At 47.6% G+C, this 19,311-nt stretch carries 17 protein-coding genes and 1 tRNA gene; 13 read left to right on the forward strand and 5 right to left on the reverse strand.

The annotated features are described in order from the left end of the window. Positions 1-157: 157 nt before the first annotated feature. Together ACJHYD_RS01135 and ACJHYD_RS01140 are read right to left on the reverse strand one after the other, a co-directional pair. Positions 158-232, reverse strand: a tRNA-Arg gene (locus ACJHYD_RS01135). Between the two features lie 75 nt (positions 233-307). Further along, a complete protein-coding gene (locus tag ACJHYD_RS01140; RefSeq protein ID WP_000368131.1) occupies positions 308-1,240 on the reverse strand; it encodes a formate/nitrite transporter family protein in 933 nt (310 codons plus the stop codon). A gap of 293 nt (positions 1,241-1,533) precedes the next feature. Between ACJHYD_RS01140 and mlaA the strand changes: the two genes are divergently transcribed. Then, complete coding sequence (mlaA, locus tag ACJHYD_RS01145; RefSeq protein ID WP_000776768.1) at positions 1,534-2,289, forward strand: phospholipid-binding lipoprotein MlaA; 756 nt, start codon at positions 1,534-1,536, stop codon at positions 2,287-2,289. 181 nt (positions 2,290-2,470) lie between these two features. On the opposite strand, the gene ACJHYD_RS01150 is transcribed toward mlaA, so the two are convergent. Both ACJHYD_RS01150 and fadL read right to left on the reverse strand, forming a co-directional pair. Further along, positions 2,471-3,742 (reverse strand): hypothetical protein, encoded by a 1,272-nt coding sequence (locus ACJHYD_RS01150; protein ID WP_001551410.1) that lies wholly within the window; start codon positions 3,740-3,742, stop codon positions 2,471-2,473. A gap of 365 nt (positions 3,743-4,107) precedes the next feature. Next, positions 4,108-5,448, reverse strand: coding sequence for a long-chain fatty acid transporter FadL (gene fadL / locus ACJHYD_RS01155; RefSeq protein WP_001389840.1), 1,341 nt, complete (start codon positions 5,446-5,448; stop codon positions 4,108-4,110). A gap of 371 nt (positions 5,449-5,819) precedes the next feature. Here fadL and ACJHYD_RS01160 point away from each other — a divergent pair, with 371 nt between their 5' ends. The 11 genes from ACJHYD_RS01160 to ACJHYD_RS01210 all read left to right on the forward strand — a co-directional run bounded on the left by ACJHYD_RS01160 (position 5,820) and on the right by ACJHYD_RS01210 (position 17,514). Beyond that, positions 5,820-6,104, forward strand: coding sequence for a YfcZ/YiiS family protein (locus ACJHYD_RS01160; RefSeq protein WP_001296261.1), 285 nt, complete (start codon positions 5,820-5,822; stop codon positions 6,102-6,104). 180 nt (positions 6,105-6,284) lie between these two features. Beyond that, on the forward strand, positions 6,285-7,595 hold the full coding sequence (gene fadI / locus ACJHYD_RS01165; protein WP_000531924.1) for an acetyl-CoA C-acyltransferase FadI: 1,311 nt from the start codon (positions 6,285-6,287) through the stop codon (positions 7,593-7,595). Next, the gene (fadJ, locus tag ACJHYD_RS01170) at positions 7,595-9,739 is read left to right on the forward strand and encodes a fatty acid oxidation complex subunit alpha FadJ (protein WP_001544761.1); all 2,145 of its coding nucleotides are present in this window, start codon (positions 7,595-7,597) and stop codon (positions 9,737-9,739) included. Before fadI ends, fadJ begins: the two co-directional genes overlap by 1 nt. A 202-nt stretch (positions 9,740-9,941) precedes the next feature. After that, entirely contained in the window at positions 9,942-10,427 is a 486-nt protein-coding gene (gene sixA / locus ACJHYD_RS01175) for a phosphohistidine phosphatase SixA (protein ID WP_001195819.1), read from the forward strand. Positions 10,428-11,088: 661 nt separating this feature from the next. Then, on the forward strand, positions 11,089-11,655 hold the full coding sequence (locus ACJHYD_RS01180; RefSeq protein WP_000033306.1) for a fimbrial protein: 567 nt from the start codon (positions 11,089-11,091) through the stop codon (positions 11,653-11,655). Between the two features lie 83 nt (positions 11,656-11,738). Continuing rightward, positions 11,739-14,378 (forward strand): fimbrial biogenesis outer membrane usher protein, encoded by a 2,640-nt coding sequence (locus ACJHYD_RS01185; RefSeq protein ID WP_001114066.1) that lies wholly within the window; start codon positions 11,739-11,741, stop codon positions 14,376-14,378. A 19-nt stretch (positions 14,379-14,397) separates the two neighbouring features. After that, positions 14,398-15,147, forward strand: coding sequence for a fimbria/pilus periplasmic chaperone (locus ACJHYD_RS01190; RefSeq protein WP_000170518.1), 750 nt, complete (start codon positions 14,398-14,400; stop codon positions 15,145-15,147). After that, entirely contained in the window at positions 15,122-15,670 is a 549-nt protein-coding gene (locus ACJHYD_RS01195) for a fimbrial protein (RefSeq protein WP_023156814.1), read from the forward strand. Before ACJHYD_RS01190 ends, ACJHYD_RS01195 begins: the two co-directional genes overlap by 26 nt. Then, positions 15,667-16,137: a fimbrial protein gene (locus tag ACJHYD_RS01200; protein WP_000822673.1), complete on the forward strand. Its 471-nt coding sequence runs from the start codon at positions 15,667-15,669 to the stop codon at positions 16,135-16,137. The genes ACJHYD_RS01195 and ACJHYD_RS01200 overlap by 4 nt, the downstream gene beginning before the upstream one ends. Continuing rightward, positions 16,134-16,658 (forward strand): fimbrial protein, encoded by a 525-nt coding sequence (locus ACJHYD_RS01205; RefSeq protein ID WP_001551409.1) that lies wholly within the window; start codon positions 16,134-16,136, stop codon positions 16,656-16,658. Before ACJHYD_RS01200 ends, ACJHYD_RS01205 begins: the two co-directional genes overlap by 4 nt. A 1-nt stretch (position 16,659) precedes the next feature. Next, entirely contained in the window at positions 16,660-17,514 is an 855-nt protein-coding gene (locus ACJHYD_RS01210; protein ID WP_001551408.1) for a StfH/YfcO family fimbrial adhesin, read from the forward strand. A gap of 123 nt (positions 17,515-17,637) precedes the next feature. Here ACJHYD_RS01210 and smrB read toward each other — a convergent pair whose 3' ends face one another. Further along, positions 17,638-18,189 (reverse strand): endonuclease SmrB, encoded by a 552-nt coding sequence (gene smrB / locus ACJHYD_RS01215; protein ID WP_000730805.1) that lies wholly within the window; start codon positions 18,187-18,189, stop codon positions 17,638-17,640. 165 nt (positions 18,190-18,354) lie between these two features. Between smrB and prmB the strand changes: the two genes are divergently transcribed. Beyond that, positions 18,355-19,287 (forward strand): 50S ribosomal protein L3 N(5)-glutamine methyltransferase, encoded by a 933-nt coding sequence (gene prmB / locus ACJHYD_RS01220; protein WP_001309606.1) that lies wholly within the window; start codon positions 18,355-18,357, stop codon positions 19,285-19,287. The last annotated feature ends 24 nt before the right edge of the window (positions 19,288-19,311 follow it).

Here is a 19,311-nt window from a genome sequence, read left to right on the forward strand (position 1 = left end):
ATGGTTACATCGCCCGGCCCAGGGCTGTTTAGTCATCAGCGCTTTCTGACAGTGCTGAGATTTCAACCTGTTGCAGTAAAAATGAGTAGATATAGGGCAAGTGTGCTGCCAAACCCATCTTTTACGGGGTGAAGGTAGATATTGTTAGAAGGGTATCTGGTGTCCCCTGCAGGAATCGAACCTGCAATTAGCCCTTAGGAGGGGCTCGTTATATCCATTTAACTAAGAGGACAATGCGGCATGAGTATACCCGCTAATGGACTGCGGGGTAAGTACGCTGCCGCTCGATTGCTTAAACCCTCGCCATTTATGCCGGGTTTTTATCATTTTTCTTAATGTTTTCCGCACGTTCTGCTTTTTGGCGTGCTTCTGCTTTGCGCTTGTTGCTCATGTCGTTACGAATCTGTGCATGACTCATTAACGCGAAGATAAAGGTGCCGCCGCAGATGTTCCCCGCTAAAGTAGGTAGTGCGAAGGGCCAGATGAAATCGCTCCAGTGCAGCGTGCCGTTAAACACCAGATAGAGGATTTCTACAGAACCGACAACGATGTGAGTGGTGTCACCCAGTGCAATAAGCCAGGTCATCAATATAATCACCACAATCTTTGCCGCACCCGCTGCAGGAAACATCCATACCATAGTGGCGATCAGCCAGCCGGAAATGATCGCGTTGGCAAACATCTCGCTGGGGGTGTTCTTCATCACATCCATGCCGATTTTGACAAATGCATCGCGAGTTTCTTCATTGAAGATTGGCATATATTCAAATGCCCACGCCGCAATACCTGTCCCGAGAATATTACCCAGCAGCACGACGCCCCATAACCGCATAAGTAAGCCAACGTTGCTCATTGTCGGTTTTTGCATGACGGGTAGTACCGCAGTCACGGTGTTTTCGGTAAATAATTGCTGGCGGGCCATAATGACGATAATAAAACCAAAGGTATAACCGAGATTCTCCAGCAAGAAGCTGCCCGGCACGCCTTCCAGTTCGACATGAAATATCCCTTTTGCCAGTAGCGAAGCGCCCATCGACAGACCCGCCGCAATGGCTGACCACAGTAGCGCCATTGCGTCGCGTTCCAGCTCTTTTTCACCATCCTGGCGGATATGCTCATGAATTGCCATCGCCCGGGAGGGGAGTCGATCTTCATCTATTTCTATTTTTTTGCCGCGCTCTTTTTCTTCGCTCTCAACTTCAATTTCGTCGCTGTGTTGATCAATTTTGTCGTTGTCCATGGTCTCTTCTCTTGAATTAGCACGTATAGCTAAAGCGTAGCGGCTTTTTTGCTCGCAACTGGCGGGAGTTACTCTGAAAATGTAGAAAAGGCCGCGTTTGCCTTTTTCTGTTTCTATAGAATCAAGTAGCCTACAGGGCGGCGATTACCAGGCTATGATCAAATCAGCAAATCAGGGCGTCTGGACATCAGTTGACGTGCTGTTACAATCGCCCACACCTAAACAGGCGGATACGGTATCGTTCCGTCATGGATGGCAAACTGCATAAGCCATAAAAAAACAGGGAGACATTTATGAAGCTTCGCCTGTCGGCGCTTGCTCTGGGAACTACGCTTCTGGTGGGGTGTGCGAGTTCCGGTACAGATCAGCAAGGGCGTTCTGACCCGTTAGAAGGGTTCAACCGCACCATGTACAACTTCAACTTCAATGTATTAGACCCGTATATTGTTCGACCAGTCGCTGTCGCCTGGCGTGATTATGTTCCGCAACCGGCGCGTAACGGTTTGAGCAACTTTACTGGCAACCTTGAAGAACCTGCGGTGATGGTTAACTACTTCTTGCAGGGCGACCCTTATCAGGGGATGGTCCACTTTACCCGCTTTTTCCTGAACACCATTTTGGGGATGGGCGGCTTTATTGATGTTGCAGGGATGGCGAACCCGAAACTGCAACGGACTGAACCTCACCGCTTCGGTAGTACGCTTGGTCATTATGGTGTGGGTTATGGGCCATACGTTCAGTTACCGTTCTACGGTAGCTTCACGCTGCGTGATGACGGTGGTGATATGGCGGATGGTCTTTACCCGGTTCTTTCCTGGTTGACCTGGCCGATGTCTGTGGGTAAATGGACGCTTGAAGGTATCGAAACCCGCGCACAGCTGCTGGATTCCGACGGTCTGCTGCGTCAGTCGTCCGATCCTTACATTATGGTGCGCGAAGCGTACTTCCAGCGTCATGATTTCATCGCTAATGGCGGCGAACTCAAACCGCAGGAAAATCCGAACGCGCAAGCGATTCAGGATGATTTAAAAGATATCGATTCTGAATAAGAAACAAATAAAAAAGGTGAGTCGCAAAACTCACCTTTTTTGTTGTTATCCCTCAATTACCACAAGTAAAAGGAGATAAACCGACAATGACCCGGACGTAATGATGTAAAAATACTGATGTTCGTCATTGACTATTTCAGATATTCAGTCGTTGAAAAATCAAAAAACTGGAAAAATAATTTTAAACATCATCAAAATTAACACCTAACGCAGATAGTTGATTAATTTCATTTTGATATTCCGTCTGGCAATTTTGAAGCCTTTCTTCAATTTTACCTTCGAGTTTCTTATAGTGCACATATATATTTTGAGAATGGTCAGTGTTAACTTCGTTATCGAATAAAGTAGAAACTATTTCTTTTACATTATTGCGTCTATATTTTGCATTGTCCACTTGAAAATTATATCTTATTGCTCGACCATAACGTTTAAAAACTTCGTTTGGTTCTTTCAGTCTTTCCCCGTTGAGTTCGTTTACAACTTGATGATTTATACCTGTTGCAAATAATTCTGCCATGAGAGCTTTATTGCTTTCAAATGACGCTGAAGCATTCCTGGCGTTTTCACTACAATATTGTGTGAGACTATCACCATTAATACGAATTCCTCTTTTAATATGGTAGTTGTCCTGATCGTAGTAACCGAGAGATAAATAATCGTTTCCGTTTGTATTTTTAATTACAATGGCGAGAGTGTTGTATTTTTTATCTTTACCGTGCCAGGTAAATAAGTCCGTTGGTTTGCTTATCCCGTTCTCATCGGATTTTGTTACCGTATGTATGAGGTTACGTGATATTTTATCGAAAATAAAATCAGGATCTCCATTATATATTTCTTTTATTGCGCTGAAGATCATTTTCTTGTTATTGATATCATGAGTATTCTCTACTACATTTTCATTGATGAGGGTTTGGCCGAGTTTTTTTTCATCGTTCGTAGGTGATTTTATTGGTTCTTGATTTTCAATATCAATATCAATATCAAAAGTAATATCGTCTGTATCATTGGAGTCAATGCCAATATCACTACGATCATCAATACCACTAACAATAATACCATCAGTAAATTCAGCATTATTTATATCATCATGAGCCTTCTCAACTATGTTCTCATTAATGATAGTACGGACGAGTTCTTTGTCTTTATAGCTCGCAAGTAATTTTATTGGTTCTTGGTTATCGATACCAATAGTAATATAGTCTGTATCATTGGAATCAATATTAATATAAGTAACTGAGGAATTATTAATATTAAATCTATCAGGATTGTCGTTTACTCGCATGGCGTTTTTTATAAGCTCAAGCAAATGTTTAATACAGGTGCTTATTCCTTCCTTACCATTAAAAAGGTTTTTGAACTCTTGTACTAATCCATTAACTTCATCATTGTTATTTTCATTGATGGATTCTGGGTAAGCTGCGCTGGTATTGTTGATTGAAATAGATGGTAGCATGATTTTATTCCATGTTGATTGATTTGTTACAAATATATATTACCTAATAAAATAGACTATCAAAAAACGCTCATTTATTTAGAGCCTATCTTTAATTTGAGTGTATGAGCGCACAATAGCCAGGGAGGTTGAGTATCCTGGAAATGCAGAAAAGTAAACTCTTTGAGAAGGACGAGCAGAACGCCTGAAAATATGCGTTTCCCTTCAGGTTTGTCTGTGGATACCACTTACTGATTTGAAAGGGCAAGCTGCCATCAGGCTGTTTGCAAAACTCAGGAGGCAAGCAATGAGGAAACTACTTTCGGTGAAGTGGGGGAGTTAAAGTCACCTGCATAGCAGGTGACTTTATCCAGGCGAACGCGTTATCAGAACGCGTAGTTAAAGTTAGTACCGAACAGCCAGGCTTTACCTTCAGACTCGAAGGAATAAGCTGCCGGTCCTTCACCTTCAGTAAACTTCACTTTCTGACCATGCATATAAGATGCGCCAACGTCAATGGATGCATCTTCATTAAATGCGTAGGTTAACCCAGCACTTAACCACAAGCGATCCTGGTCAGGAATGGAAATAGAACGTTTATCTGCCGGAACTGGGCTATCGTCATAGGCGATACCGGTACGGAAGGTCCAGTTTTTATCGTAATAGTAGGTTGTGCCCAACGCGATACGATATGCGTCACGGAATCCTTCATCTTTATAGAACAGAGTCTGGCCACTATCGCCTTTCGCTTTCAACTCCTGGAACTGGCTCCAACTGGTATAGGCCATGCTGTAGTGAATTGCCCACTGCGGCGCAACACGGTTATAACCAGAAATCTCCCACATCTCAGGCAGGTTGAGCGTCAGGGAGCCATTTTGTGTTGCACCCATCGTGCCATACGGTAAGCCCATGCTACCCAAAATATTGTTCAGATTTGGGTTAATGGAACTTTTGTAATCCCCTTCGAAGTCGATTTTAACTTCTGAACGATATGTCAGGCCCCAACGGTTATCTTTATCCAGTTCATAAAGAATACCCGCGTTCCAGCCGAAGCCCCATTCGTCACCTTTCAGATGGGCAATTTGAGAGTCCGGAGTATTAATACCATTGGTTAATGAAGCGGGTACACCCCGGGCAATCAACTGCTGAGACAACATAGGCCCCAGCGAACCGGCGTAACGCTCAATTTTTGCTTTGGCGTAAACCGCATCAAAACCAAGACCAAAACTCCAGCTATTGTTAAGGCGATAAGCCCCGCTAAGGTTAAGGTTGATTGTCTGCAGATCGGTTTTACCGCCATAGATACCAGCAGCGTAGTTGTCGGTAAATTCCGTAGCCAGGCCGTAGTTGGAAGTTATTGACGCTCCCCAACCAAACTGATCGTTGATAGGCGCGACAAAGTGCAGGTTAGGTACCCACGCTGTCGGTGCGATATTTTTAGCATTTGCACTCTGACCGGTTAAATCAGAATGTCCGGTAATATCTACATCCGGATCAATATAAACCGCACCCGCAGAAAATGTCGGGCGGTCAAACATGGTAATCAATGCGGGGTTACGGCTAACGTTACCTGCATCATCGGCAATTGCACCTTCCCCTGAATAAGCCCGGCCCAGGCCAGAGGAAGAAAATTCGTTTAACTGAAAGCCTGCCGACCAGGCCTGGGTGGAGATAAGTGCCACTGCGACTGCGAGAGCAGACTTTGTAAACAGGGTTTTCTGGCTCATGACCATAACCTCAATGATTTATTTTTATACAAACTATGTTACGTGCTGTAACAGGAGCGCGAAGTGTAGGGTCTGAGGTACATCTTAGAAATCAGACCAGTGGCGAGAGTATAGGTCGGACCAGCTGGAATGTTGCAAGTATGTTTCTATCTTTTTTCAAATATGATCTAAGAAACGCGATCCAGCTGGCAAAATTTGGAGGTGGCGCACTCATGGATTCGGGTGAATTTTGTTTTAGATCATTTTTAAGTGTGATTTCGGTCACTTATCCGATTTTGCAGAATTAACAACTGGAGCAGCACTTTCCGGAAGCGTAAAATATCCACAACGTTTATCTGGCACCTTGGGTGCACATACAGAGGAAATCAACGATGAGTAAATGTAGTGCTGATGAAACCCCGGTTTGCTGCTGTATGGATGTTGGCACCATTATGGACAACTCCGACTGCACCGCGTCTTACAGCCGCGTGTTTGCAAACCGCGCAGAAGCAGAACAAACGCTGGCGGCGCTGACTGAAAAAGCCCGTAGCGTGGAATCCGAACCGTGCAAAATCACCCCGACTTTCACTGAAGAGTCTGACGGTGTGCGCCTGGATATCGATTTCACTTTTGCCTGCGAAGCTGAAATGCTGATCTTCCAGCTGGGTCTGCGTTAATTCCTCTCGGGTACGTACGCCCCTGTCAGTTGTTGGCAGGGGCGTTTTATTTTCTCTTCTACTTTTCTCTCTGTGTCATAGCTCCCACTTTCCCTTTTCTCCGCTTGGCTAAATGTAAAAAAATGGTTAAGACTATGATCAGGTCAGACCACTTTATTTATTTTTTTACAGGGGAGTGTTATGGGTCAGGTTTTACCGCTGGTTACCCGCCAGGGCGATCGTATCGCCATTGTTAGCGGTTTACGTACGCCTTTTGCCCGCCAGGCGACGGCTTTTCATGGCATTCCCGCGGTTGATTTAGGGAAGATGGTGGTAGGCGAATTGCTGGCACGCAGCGAGATCCCCGCCGAAGTGATTGAACAACTGGTTTTTGGTCAGGTCGTACAAATGCCGGAAGCCCCCAACATTGCGCGTGAAATTGTTCTCGGTACTGGAATGAATGTGCATACCGATGCTTACAGCGTCAGCCGCGCTTGCGCTACCAGTTTCCAGGCGATTGCAAACGTCGCAGAAAGCCTAATGGCGGGAACTATTCGCGCGGGGATTGCCGGTGGGGCCGATTCCTCTTCCGTATTGCCAATTGGCGTCAGTAAAAAACTGGCGCGCGTGCTGGTTGATGTCAACAAAGCTCGAACCATGAGCCAGCGCCTGAAACTCTTCTCTCGCCTGCGTTTGCGCGACTTAATGCCGGTGCCTCCGGCAGTGGCGGAATACTCTACTGGCTTGCGGATGGGCGACACCGCTGAACAAATGGCGAAAACCTACGGTATTACTCGCGAACAGCAAGATGCATTAGCGCACCGTTCGCATCAGCGAGCCGCTCAGGCGTGGTCAGACGGTAAACTCAAAGAAGAGGTGATGACTGCCTTTATCCCTCCTTATAAACAACCGCTTGTCGAAGACAACAATATTCGCGGTAATTCCTCGCTTGCTGATTACGCAAAGTTGCGTCCGGCGTTTGATCGTAAACACGGGACGGTAACGGCAGCAAACAGTACGCCGCTGACCGATGGCGCAGCGGCGGTGATCCTGATGACCGAATCGCGGGCGAAAGAATTAGGGCTGGTACCGCTGGGGTATCTGCGCAGTTACGCATTTACTGCGATAGATGTCTGGCAGGACATGTTGCTCGGTCCGGCCTGGTCAACGCCGCTGGCGCTGGAACGTGCCGGTTTGACAATGAGCGATCTGACATTGATCGATATGCACGAAGCCTTTGCAGCTCAGACACTGGCGAATATTCAGTTGCTGGGTAGCGAACGTTTTGCTCGTGATGTACTGGGGCGTGCACATGCCACTGGCGAAGTGGACGATAGCAAATTTAACGTGCTTGGCGGTTCGATTGCTTACGGGCATCCCTTCGCGGCGACCGGCGCGCGGATGATTACCCAGACATTGCATGAACTTCGGCGTCGCGGCGGTGGATTTGGATTAGTGACCGCCTGTGCTGCGGGTGGGCTTGGCGCGGCAATGGTTGTGGAGGCGGAATAATGGAAATGGCATCAGCGTTTACCCTTAATGTCCGTCTGGACAACATTGCTGTTATCACCATCGACGTACCGGGTGAGAAAATGAATACCCTGAAGGCGGAGTTTGCCTCGCAGGTGCGCGCCATTATTAAGCAACTCCGTGAAAACAAAGAGTTGCGCGGCGTGGTGTTTATCTCCGCGAAACCAGACAACTTCATTGCTGGCGCAGACATCAACATGATCGCCAACTGCAAAACGGCGCAAGAAGCGGAAGCACTGGCGCGGCAGGGTCAACAGTTAATGGCGGAGATTCATGCTTTGCCCGTTCCGGTTATCGCGGCTATTCATGGCGCTTGCCTGGGCGGTGGGCTGGAGTTGGCGCTGGCGTGCCACGGTCGCATGTGTACTGACGATCCTAAAACGGTGCTCGGTTTGCCTGAAGTACAACTTGGATTATTACCCGGTTCAGGCGGCACCCAGCGTTTACCGCGTCTGATAGGCGTCAGCACAGCATTAGAGATGATCCTCACCGGAAAACAACTTCGGGCGAAACAGGCATTAAAGCTGGGGCTGGTGGATGACGTCGTTCCGCAATCCATTTTACTGGAAGCCGCTGTTGAGCTGGCAAAGCAGGATCGTCCATCTTCACGCCCTCTACCTGTACGCGAGCGTATTCTGGCGGGGCCGTTAGGTCGTGCGCTGCTGTTCAAAATGGTCGGCAAGAAAACAGAACACAAAACTCAGGGTAACTATCCGGCGACAGAACGCATCCTGGAGGTTGTCGAAACGGGATTAGCGCAAGGCACCAGTAGCGGCTATGACGCTGAAGCCCGTGCTTTTGGCGAACTGGCGATGACGCCGCAATCGCAGGCGCTGCGTAGTATCTTTTTTGCCAGTACGGAAGTGAAGAAAGACCCCGGCAGTGATGCGCCGCCTGCGCCATTAAACAGCGTGGGAATTTTAGGTGGTGGCTTGATGGGCGGCGGTATTGCTTACGTCACTGCTTGTAAAGCGGGGCTTCCGGTCAGAATTAAAGATATTAACCCGCAGGGCATAAATCATGCGCTGAAGTACAGTTGGGATCAGCTGGAGGGCAAAGTTCGCCGTCGTCATCTCAAAGCCAGCGAACGTGACAGACAGCTGGCATTAATCTCCGGAACGACGGACTATCGCGGCTTTGCCCATCGCGATCTGATTATTGAAGCGGTGTTTGAAAATCTCGAATTAAAACAACAAATGGTGGCGGAAGTTGAGCAAAATTGCGCCGCTCATACCATCTTTGCTTCGAATACGTCATCTTTACCAATTGGTGATATCGCCGCTCACGCTACGCGACCTGAGCAAGTTATTGGCCTGCATTTCTTCAGTCCGGTGGAAAAAATGCCGCTGGTGGAGATTATTCCTCATGCGGGGACATCGGCGCAAACCATCGCTACCACAGTAAAACTGGCGAAAAAACAGGGTAAAACGGCAATTGTCGTGCGTGACAAAGCCGGGTTTTACGTCAATCGCATTTTAGCGCCTTACATTAATGAAGCTATCCGCATGTTGACCGAAGGTGAACGGGTAGAGCACATTGATGCCGCGCTGGTGAAATTTGGTTTTCCGGTAGGCCCAATCCAACTTTTGGATGAGGTAGGAATCGACACCGGGACTAAAATTATTCCTGTACTGGAAGCCGCTTATGGAGAACGTTTTAGCGCGCCTGCAAATGTTGTTTCTTCAATTTTGAACGACGATCGCAAAGGCAGAAAAAATGGCCGGGGTTTCTATCTTTATGGTCAGAAAGGGCGTAAAAGCAAAAAACAGGTCGATCCCGCCATTTACCCGCTGATTGGCACACAAGGGCAGGGGCGACTCTCCGCACCGCAGGTAGCTGAACGGTGTGTGATGTTGATGCTGAATGAAGCAGTACGTTGTCTGGACGAGCAGGTTATCCGTAGCGTGCGTGACGGAGATATTGGCGCGGTATTTGGCATTGGTTTTCCGCCATTTCTCGGTGGTCCGTTCCGCTACATCGATTCTCTCGGTGCGGGTGAAGTGGTTGCAATAATGCAACGACTGGCCACGCAGTATGGTTCCCGTTTTACCCCTTGCGAGCGTTTAGTCGAGATGAGCAAGCGTGGGGAAAGTTTTTGGAAAACAACTGCAACTGACCTGCAATAAGAAGGTCAAAGCTATATGAATCCGCGCTGAATGGCGGAGTATTGCTCAAAATGTAAACGCATATTGACTATACTTACGCCATTGAGGTAAAAAACAGCGTTTCATTCGGTGAATGGATAAGGCACAATGCCGGCCACCGTTTTCTTTCTCTGGTTTCAGATGAAAGAAAACGGGCGAATCTGGTTAACAAAAGCGGTGCAATATGCAAGTTTTTATCATGCGTCACGGCGACGCAGCCCTCGATGCCGCCAGTGATTCGGTTCGTCCTCTGACTACTAACGGTTGTGACGAATCTCGCCTGATGGCGAACTGGCTGAAAGGTCAAAAAGTGGAAATCGAACGCGTTCTGGTGAGCCCGTTCCTGCGAGCCGAGCAAACACTGGAAGAAGTAGGGGATTGTCTGAACCTGCCTTCCAGTGCAGAAGTTCTGCCGGAGTTAACGCCCTGCGGCGATGTTGGTCTGGTCAGTGCCTATTTACAGGCGTTGACCAATGAAGGTGTTGCTTCGGTACTGGTGATCTCCCACTTACCCTTAGTCGGGTATCTGGTTGCTGAGTTATGTCCGGGCGAAACGCCGCCTATGTTTACCACCTCGGCCATTGCCAGCGTAACGCTTGATGAAAGCGGAAACGGCACATTCAACTGGCAGATGAGCCCGTGTAATCTGAAGATGGCAAAAGCGATTTAATACGCATGCACAAGGCCCGCTGGTGTAATCTATCGGGCCTTTATTTTTTTCTGGCAATGTTGAATTTATGCAATCTTATTGTACTAACAATGATCCGCTTGTGATCGAATGGTCTTTATTTTATACGGCATGACGCTTTTATTTGTAAAAATTTACATATTGAAAGAGAATTTACTTTTATTCATAAATTATTTTTCTGGAAGCATTTTTAGGTAAATAATGACTAAAGTGAAAAATATTATTGGGTCTTGATTTTATATTAATTATAGTGTTTTAATATTATATCGTTGCGAAATTAATATCACAAGATAGTCATCGCCATGTGATTGTTTTTGACTTTAATTTATTCACTGGATTTTTGCATTTGCCGTTTTTTTGAACTTATTCTTCATTATTGAGATGAAAAGTTTCAGTAATTATTATCCCCGCCTATTAATTAAGTTTTTCTAACTTTGAATGTTAGAAAATCTAAATTGCATCAGTCATATTAAAATATCAACATGTTCGGCACGCCAAAGAATATTATATCAAGGAACCTGTTTTTTCAGGAGCTGACAATCTGTTCATTGGCTGCTTAAAAGTCGCTGTAAAAATTGAAGAAGCTCTGTGTCAATATTTCAGTTGGCTTATATTCTAATTATTTATGATTTAAGGACAAATAATGAGTAAGTTTGTAAAAGCAGCAGTTGCCACGGCAATGCTCATGGGGGCGCTGACTTCAGCATCAGTCGTTGCCGCAGGGAACAACGGTACAGTGAGATTTTACGGCACAATTGAAGACTCCCCGTGCTCAATTGTTCCTGACGATCATAAACTGGAAGTGGATATGGGCAGCATCGGTACGGGTTCTTTAACCGGCGGCAAAACAACCACACCAAAAGATTTCCAGATTCGTTTACAGGACTGTAATTTCAATACAGAAACGACAATGGCTACCACATTCACCGGTAATCCGTACTCCACTAACGCAGATAACTATTCTCTGTCTAACATGGATAATGGAACTGAAATTCCAAACGTTAGCCTGGTTATCGGTGACCAGCACGGTACAGGTTATGCACTGGGAGCAGAGATTAAGCAACCTATCGTGAAGGACAGTTCAACGGGAAAAGGCAAGCCTAAACAAACTCTGAACTTTAAAGCATGGTTAGTGGGTGAAACGGATGCTGTAACACCAACACCGGCACCGTTTGAAACGCTGACGACGTTCCAGATCACGTATCTCTAATGTATTTCCCCCATAGCTGCAAAGTTATGGGGTTTATAACTACCAAATAACTAAATTATAAAAAATCATGGATGGATACGCCGATGCCAGAACATTCTTTTCTCCGTTTACGGGGGCTTTCGTGGTGGATTGCTCTGGCAATTTCTGGAAGTCCATTTAATGCCCTGGCAGACGATACCATTCAGTTTGATGGCCGATTTCTTGATTTAAAAGGCAATACCAAAATTGATTTGGGCCGTTTTTCGCAAAAAGGCTATGTAGAACCGGGAAAATATAACTTACGCGTTCATGTAAATAATCAGCCGTTACCTGACGACTACGATATCTACTGGTACGCAACTGAAAACGATCCGAATAAATCATATGCCTGCTTATCGCCAGAGCTGGTTGCCCAGTTTGGTCTGAAGGAAGATATTGCAAAGAATTTGCAATGGATCCGCGATGGTCAGTGTCTGAATACGGCACTTTTAGCAGGTACAGAAATTAGCGGCGATTTAGGCCAGTCTGCACTCCTTGTTTCTGTACCGCAGGCTTATCTGGAATATACCGACAGCGAGTGGGACCCGCCTTCGCGCTGGGATGACGGTATCCCTGGGCTTATTGCCGATTACAGTATCAACGCGCAAACCCGACATGAAAATGGGGGTGATGACACTAACGACATCAGCGGTAATGGTACGGTCGGCGTTAACGTTGGGCCGTGGCGCTTACGAGCTGACTGGCAGAGCGATTATCAGCATACCCGCAGTAACGATGACGGCGACACTGACGATAGCGGTACGCAAAAAAACTGGGAGTGGAGTCGTTACTACGCCTGGCGCGCCTTGCCGTCATTAAAAGCCAAACTTTCGCTGGGCGAAGATTATCTCAACTCCGATATTTTTGATGGCTTCAGTTACATTGGCGGCAGCATCAGTACCGATGATCAAATGTTACCGCCAAACCTGCGCGGCTACGCCCCCGATATTTCAGGTGTTGCACACACTACCGCTAAAGTGACTGTAACCCAAATGGGCCGTGTCATTTACGAAACCCAGGTACCCGCAGGTCCATTCCGCATTCAGGATATTGGCGACTCCGTCTCTGGCACGCTGCATGTCCGCATTGAAGAACAAAACGGCCAGGTACAAGAATACGACGTCAGCACGGCGTCCATGCCGTTCCTGACTCGCCCCGGCCAGGTGCGTTATAAAGTGACAATGGGGCGTCCACAAAACTGGGACCATCAGGTTGCAGGTAGCTTCTTCTCGGGCGGCGAGGCGTCGTGGGGGATAGCCAATGGCTGGTCGCTCTACGGCGGTGCGTTAGCCGATGAAAACTACCAGTCGGCGGCGCTGGGCCTCGGTCGTGACCTGGCGCTGTTAGGCGCGTTAGCGTTTGATGTCACTCACTCTCGTGTTCAACTCGACGATAACAGCGTGTATGGCAACAAAACGCTGGACGGCAACTCTTATCGCGTCAGCTATGCCAAAGATTTTGATGAACTCAACAGTCGGGTGACGTTTGCTGGATACCGCTTCTCTGAAAAAAACTACATGACCATGAGCGAGTATCTGGATGCGAACGACGACGACCGGGCGCGCACCGGTAACGACAAAGAGATGTATACGGTCACCTATAACCAGAACTTCACGGATGCGCGCGTTTCGGTCTATCTCAATTATTCCCACCATACCTACTGGGATCGCCAGGATCAAACCAACTACAACATGATGCTTTCTCATTATTTCAATTTAGGAAGCCTTCGTAACTTGAGCGTTTCTCTGACTGGTTATCGCTACGAATACGATAAAAGTGCCGACAAGGGTGTTTATCTGTCCTTAAGTTTGCCGTGGGGCGACAACAGCACCATCAGTTACAACGGCAACTATGGCAGCGGTGCCGACAGCAATCAGGTGAGCCTGTACCACCGCATTGATGACGCCAGCCACTACACGTTAAGCGCCGGAACCAGCGAAAACCACAGCAGCGTGGATGGCTACTACAGCCACGATGGCACTCTGGCAAAAGTTGATCTCAGTGCTAACTACCATGAAGGGCAATACACCTCAGCAGGGATCTCTTTACAGGGCGGGGCAACGTTGACCGCTCATGGCGGGGCACTGCATCGTACACAAAATATGGGCGGCACACGTCTGTTAATCGACGCTGATGGTGTTGCTAATGTACCGGTTGAAGGTAATGGTTCCGCCGTTTATACCAACATGTTCGGCAAAGCGGTGGTGGCAGATGTGAATGATTACTACCGCAACCAGGCTTATATCGATTTGAACAAACTGCCGGAAAACGCCGAAGCTACAAAATCAGTGGTTCAGGCAACGCTGACGGAAGGCGCTATTGGCTACCGTAAATTTGCGGTAATCAGCGGTGAGAAGGCGATGGCAGTGCTGCGCTTGCAGGATGGCAGCCATCCGCCATTTGGGGCGGAAGTAAAAAACGATAATCAACAACAAGTAGGGTTGGTTGATGACGAAGGTAATGTTTATCTGGCAGGCGTTAAACCGGGTGAACATATGACCGTTTTCTGGGAGGGTGAATCTCACTGCGATATCAGCCTGCCAGACCCGTTACCGAATGACCTGTTCAATGGCTTGTTGTTGCCATGCCAGCAAAAGGGGGGAAGTTCTCCCGTCATACCGCATGATATTCAACCCGTCATTCAGGAACAGACACAACAGGTGACACCAATGGAACCGCCGATGTCTGTTTCATCGAACCAATAACGTGATTAAGGAATGATCCATGACTAAATATCTCTCTGCCAAAACATTGACAACGGTACTGTCGTTACTGGCAGCAACGGTAAGTTTTTCTGCTCAGGCATCAGTAACGCCCGATCGTACTCGCCTGATTTTTAATGAAAGCGATAAATCTATCAGCGTGACGCTGCGTAATAACGACCCCAAACTGCCTTATCTGGCGCAAAGCTGGATTGAAGATGAAAAGGGCGTCAAAATCAGCTCGCCGCTGGCGGTATTGCCGCCTGTACAGCGCATTGAAGCAATGATGAATGGCCAGGTTAAAATTCAGGGCCTGCCGGATATTCATAAATTACCTGCCGATCGGGAATCGATGTTCTATTTCAACGTGCGCGAAATTCCGCCGAAATCGAACAAATCCAACACGCTACAAATCGCTCTTCAGACGCGTATCAAACTTTTCTGGCGACCGAAAGCTCTGGAAAAAAACACCACGCAAAACCCGTGGCAGCATAAAGTGACCTTAACCCGCAACGGTCAGGAATTTACTGTCAATAACCCGACGCCGTATTACGTCATTTTCAGTAATGCCAGCGCACAGAAAAATGGCAATCCGGCAGCCGGTTTCTCGCCTATAGTGATGTCGCCGAAAACCTCTGCACCGCTGAATGTGAAGATGGGGAGTGTGCCGGTACTGACCTATGTCAACGACTATGGCGCTCGGATGCCGCTCTTTTTCACCTGCAACGGCAATAGTTGCCAGGTTGATGAAGAGCAGAGCCGCAAAGGCTAATGACGGGAGAGCCAGTATGAAAGGATCTTGTTCTGTCTGGGCGGTAACTGGGTTACTGATATGTTGTGTTGGTAGCGGCTTTGCAGTTGCAGCGAGTAAGTCAGTAAGTATGAATTTACGGGTACTTGTTGATGCCCCTCCTCCTTGTACGGTAAATGGTGCGGCAGTTGAGTTTGGTAATGTATTCATTAATAAGATCGATGGGGTGAGTTATAACCGTCCCATTGACTACTCGCTTGTTTGCAACAATTTGGCAATGGATGACTTGCGTTTACAGATGCAGGCGACAACGGTCGTGATTAACGGTGAAACAGTTATCAGCACAGGTATTCCAGGGTTTGGTATTCGGGTTCAAAAAAGTAGTGATCACTCAATACTCGACTTAACGTCTGGTTCATGGTTGCCGTTTAATTTTTCCTCGGGCATCCCTGCACTTGAAGCCGTGCCGGTGAAACAGAGTGGTACAACCTTAGCGGCAGCGGAATTTAACGCCAGCGCCACAATTGTGGTGGATTATCAATGAAACGGATCTCACTTCTTGTGCTGTGGGGCTTTTGCTCGATGGCACTCTCAAATGTCTCTTTTCACGGCTATTTAGTGCAGCCGCCTAACTGCACTATTAGCAACGCTCAAACCATAGAAATCACCTTTCAGGATGTGTTTGTTGATGACATTAATGGCAGTAATTATGAGCAAACGGTGCCGTATTCAATTACCTGTGATACGGCGGTTCGCGACCCATCAATGGAAATGACCTTGAGCTGGAGTGGCACACAAAGCGATTTTGATGATGCCGCAGTAAGCAGCAATATCACTGGATTAGGTATTCAGCTTAAACAGGCTGGGCAGCGTTTTAGGATCAATACGCCACTCGTGGTGAATGAAACCGATTTACCGGTGTTAACGGCTGTGCCAGTAAAAAAGAGTGGTGTTGATCTGCCTGAGGCGGACTTTGAAGCCTGGGCCACGTTACAGGTGGATTATCAATGAAGAAAAAGTGTGCGTTGATTTTTATCAATAGCCTGCTGTTGCTGAACAGCGGCACCACAACAGCGGTAGATAATCTGCACTTTACCGGCAATTTAATCAGTAAATCGTGTACACCAGTGATCAACGGTAGCCAGTTGGCAGAGGTACATTTTACTGCCATTGCCGCCAGCGATTTAATGAACATTGGGCAGTCAGAGCGAGTGCCGTTGGTCATTCAATTGAAGGATTGTCAAAGTTCTACATCGCTGAGTGTCAGAGTCACGTTAACGGGAACAGAAGATAGTGAACTGCCCGGATTTCTGGCTTTTGACGCCTCGTCTTCTGCGTCCGGCGCTGGGATTGGAATTGAAACAGCGGCAGGTATACCAGTGCCAGTCAACAATACAACAGGCGTCACGCTCCCGCTGACTCAGGGAAATAACAGCCTAAATTTTAATGCCTGGTTACAGGCGAAGAGCGGGCGAAATGTAACGTCCGGTGACTTTAACGCCACTGTGACGGCAACCTTTGAGTATTTATAACATGAAAAAATGGACCCTATTTTTCGCGAGCCTGATGCTGCTTGTCCTGAATGTTGTCGGCACACCCAGGAGCTATGCTGGGGATAAACTTATGAGTTCAAGTTTCGACAGTGTGAGAGTTTATTATGCGATGGACACGGTAACAGGGGTGGCCGCGAGTATCGTTTTCAATGTTACGGTGTTAACACCAGGGGAGGTCGCGTATGGGAAATATAATTCTATTGGGCGTAAAGGAGATACTCTGAGGCTGATTTCCTGGACGGGTTCGGGCCCGGCACCAACTCTGGTTATAACGGATTATGATACGATTAATAATTCACATTGCCCCGGTATTGATACGGATCTTTTCCGTTGTGCATATATGACATTTAAAGTCACCGTTGCATCTGATAATTATGGTTGCCCGTGGATCGCGTCCTTTTATTCATATACAAACTTACCCGGATATTTTGATGGAAGCTACACGAGCCCGACTGTGCATAACTCAATATGCCCAACGATACCGGTCGCCTCCTATGATATCTCCTGGAGTGAAAATTATGTCAGTCATAATAAAGCGCTACAGCTACAGTCCACGGGGTCGACAATTACCACCACGCTTTCGACCTACCTGATGGAAAACGGCAAACTCTGTGACGGCAGCGTTTTTGATAGTAGAGGTGCATACTGCCGTGCGGTATCAGAACTGTTAACCTTTACCTCTTATGGCTGCGACAAATCAACGGTAACGGTGACCCCCACACGTCATCCGGTAACCGATAAAGAGTTACATGATATCGTGGTGAAGGTGAATACCAGCAGTCGGCAACCGATTGATTCTACGTGTCGTTTTCAGTATGTATTGAATGAGTTATAGCTCGTCGTTGTGCACTGATGCCTGATGTGACGCCGACTGAAATGAATCACAATTTATTGAATTATCACATTTTTATCGGCCGGATAAGGCATTCACGCCGCATCCGGCATTCGATGCCAGCATTCACGGTAATTCCGGCGGCAACCACTCATCCACTTCAATCAACACCAGCAATGCCGCATCACCACCGTACTCTTTTGGTGCCTGGTGAAATGCCATCACATGCGGATGTTGCGCCAGCCACAGCGGCGTTTGCTGCTTCAAAATATGCTTCCCATGACCATGCATCACGCAGGCACAAAACACATGTTCGCGGCGACAGGCGGCAATCAATGCGCCTAACTCCTGCTTGGCTTGCAGCTGCGTCAAACCGTGCAAATCCAAAAACAGCTCCGGTGAATAATCGCCACGGCGTAACTTCTTCGCCTCAAAATGGCTTACATCCGGGCGAACATATTTCACCGGACCTTCGGTATTCAATAACGGCTGAAATTCATCGGAAAAATAATGGCTGGCATCGGCCTGCTCCTGAATCAACCGTTTCACCGGCACTTCGCTGATTTTCTTACGCTGCGGTCGGTGGACAATCGTGTCCTGCTTAATCTTGCGAGTCCCCGCCATCAACTGGCGAAACAGAGCCTGGTCCTCCTCGCTAAGTGTTGTTTTCTTTTTCATTTATCTGTCTCTATTTCTAATTTTCCTACAGTTTACCCGACTCGTAGCGCAATCGATCGTTTTAAACGTATTTTTCCTCACTCACCGCGCGTGAATGCTGATTTATCGTCATCTTCATGGCAAACTAGCCGCCGAAATTATTGCGATCATGCCCTGGAGGAATACGTGGATAAAATTTTCGTTGATGAAGCAGTAAATGAGCTGCAAACCATTCAGGACATGTTGCGCTGGTCGGTGAGCCGCTTCAGCGCGGCGAATATCTGGTACGGTCACGGCACTGACAACCCGTGGGATGAAGCCGTACAGCTGGTGTTGCCTTCGCTCTACCTGCCGCTGGATATCCCGGAAGATATGCGCACCGCGCGTCTGACCTCCAGCGAAAAACACCGTATTGTTGAACGCGTGATCCGCCGCGTCAATGAACGCATTCCGGTGGCTTACCTGACCAACAAAGCGTGGTTCTGCGGTCATGAATTTTACGTCGATGAACGTGTGCTGGTGCCGCGCTCGCCGATTGGTGAACTGATTAACAATAAATTTGCCGGACTCATAAGCAAGCAACCGCAGCATATTTTAGATATGTGTACCGGTAGCGGCTGCATCGCCATTGCTTGTGCTTATGCCTTCCCGGATGCGGAAGTTGACGCGGTGGATATCTCTCCCGACGCGCTGGCGGTTGCTGAACAGAACATCGAAGAACACGGTCTGATCCACAACGTCATTCCGATTCGCTCTGATCTGTTCCGTGATTTACCGAAAGTGCAGTACGACCTGATTGTCACTAACCCGCCGTATGTCGATGCGGAAGATATGTCCGACCTGCCAAATGAGTACCGTCACGAGCCGGAACTGGGCCTGGCATCTGGCACCGACGGCCTGAAACTGACGCGTCGCATTCTCGGAAACGCGGCAGATTACCTCGCTGATGATGGCGTGCTGATTTGTGAAGTGGGCAACAGCATGGTACATCTTATGGAACAATATCCGGATGTTCCGTTCACCTGGCTGGAGTTTGATAACGGCGGCGATGGTGTGTTTATGCTCACCAAAGAGCAGCTGCTGGCGGCCCGTGAACATTTCGCGATTTATAAAGATTAAGTAAACACGCAAACACAACAATAA

The organism is Escherichia sp. WS1368, from assembly GCF_046487485.1.
Taxonomy (GTDB): domain Bacteria; phylum Pseudomonadota; class Gammaproteobacteria; order Enterobacterales; family Enterobacteriaceae; genus Escherichia; species Escherichia coli.

Bases quoted from the DNA above. Each gene is read 5' to 3' on its own strand.
- ACJHYD_RS01140 (WP_000368131.1), bottom strand. From the start codon at position 1,240: ATGGACAACGACAAAATTGATCAACACAGCGACGAAATTGAAGTTGAG.
- mlaA (WP_000776768.1), top strand. From the start codon at position 1,534: ATGAAGCTTCGCCTGTCGGCGCTTGCTCTGGGAACTACGCTTCTGGTG.
- ACJHYD_RS01150 (WP_001551410.1), bottom strand. From the start codon at position 3,742: ATGCTACCATCTATTTCAATCAACAATACCAGCGCAGCTTACCCAGAA.
- fadL (WP_001389840.1), bottom strand. From the start codon at position 5,448: ATGAGCCAGAAAACCCTGTTTACAAAGTCTGCTCTCGCAGTCGCAGTG.
- ACJHYD_RS01160 (WP_001296261.1), top strand. From the start codon at position 5,820: ATGAGTAAATGTAGTGCTGATGAAACCCCGGTTTGCTGCTGTATGGAT.
- fadI (WP_000531924.1), top strand. From the start codon at position 6,285: ATGGGTCAGGTTTTACCGCTGGTTACCCGCCAGGGCGATCGTATCGCC.
- fadJ (WP_001544761.1), top strand. From the start codon at position 7,595: ATGGAAATGGCATCAGCGTTTACCCTTAATGTCCGTCTGGACAACATT.
- sixA (WP_001195819.1), top strand. From the start codon at position 9,942: ATGCAAGTTTTTATCATGCGTCACGGCGACGCAGCCCTCGATGCCGCC.
- ACJHYD_RS01180 (WP_000033306.1), top strand. From the start codon at position 11,089: ATGAGTAAGTTTGTAAAAGCAGCAGTTGCCACGGCAATGCTCATGGGG.
- ACJHYD_RS01185 (WP_001114066.1), top strand. From the start codon at position 11,739: ATGCCAGAACATTCTTTTCTCCGTTTACGGGGGCTTTCGTGGTGGATT.
- ACJHYD_RS01190 (WP_000170518.1), top strand. From the start codon at position 14,398: ATGACTAAATATCTCTCTGCCAAAACATTGACAACGGTACTGTCGTTA.
- ACJHYD_RS01195 (WP_023156814.1), top strand. From the start codon at position 15,122: ATGAAGAGCAGAGCCGCAAAGGCTAATGACGGGAGAGCCAGTATGAAA.
- ACJHYD_RS01200 (WP_000822673.1), top strand. From the start codon at position 15,667: ATGAAACGGATCTCACTTCTTGTGCTGTGGGGCTTTTGCTCGATGGCA.
- ACJHYD_RS01205 (WP_001551409.1), top strand. From the start codon at position 16,134: ATGAAGAAAAAGTGTGCGTTGATTTTTATCAATAGCCTGCTGTTGCTG.
- ACJHYD_RS01210 (WP_001551408.1), top strand. From the start codon at position 16,660: ATGAAAAAATGGACCCTATTTTTCGCGAGCCTGATGCTGCTTGTCCTG.
- smrB (WP_000730805.1), bottom strand. From the start codon at position 18,189: ATGAAAAAGAAAACAACACTTAGCGAGGAGGACCAGGCTCTGTTTCGC.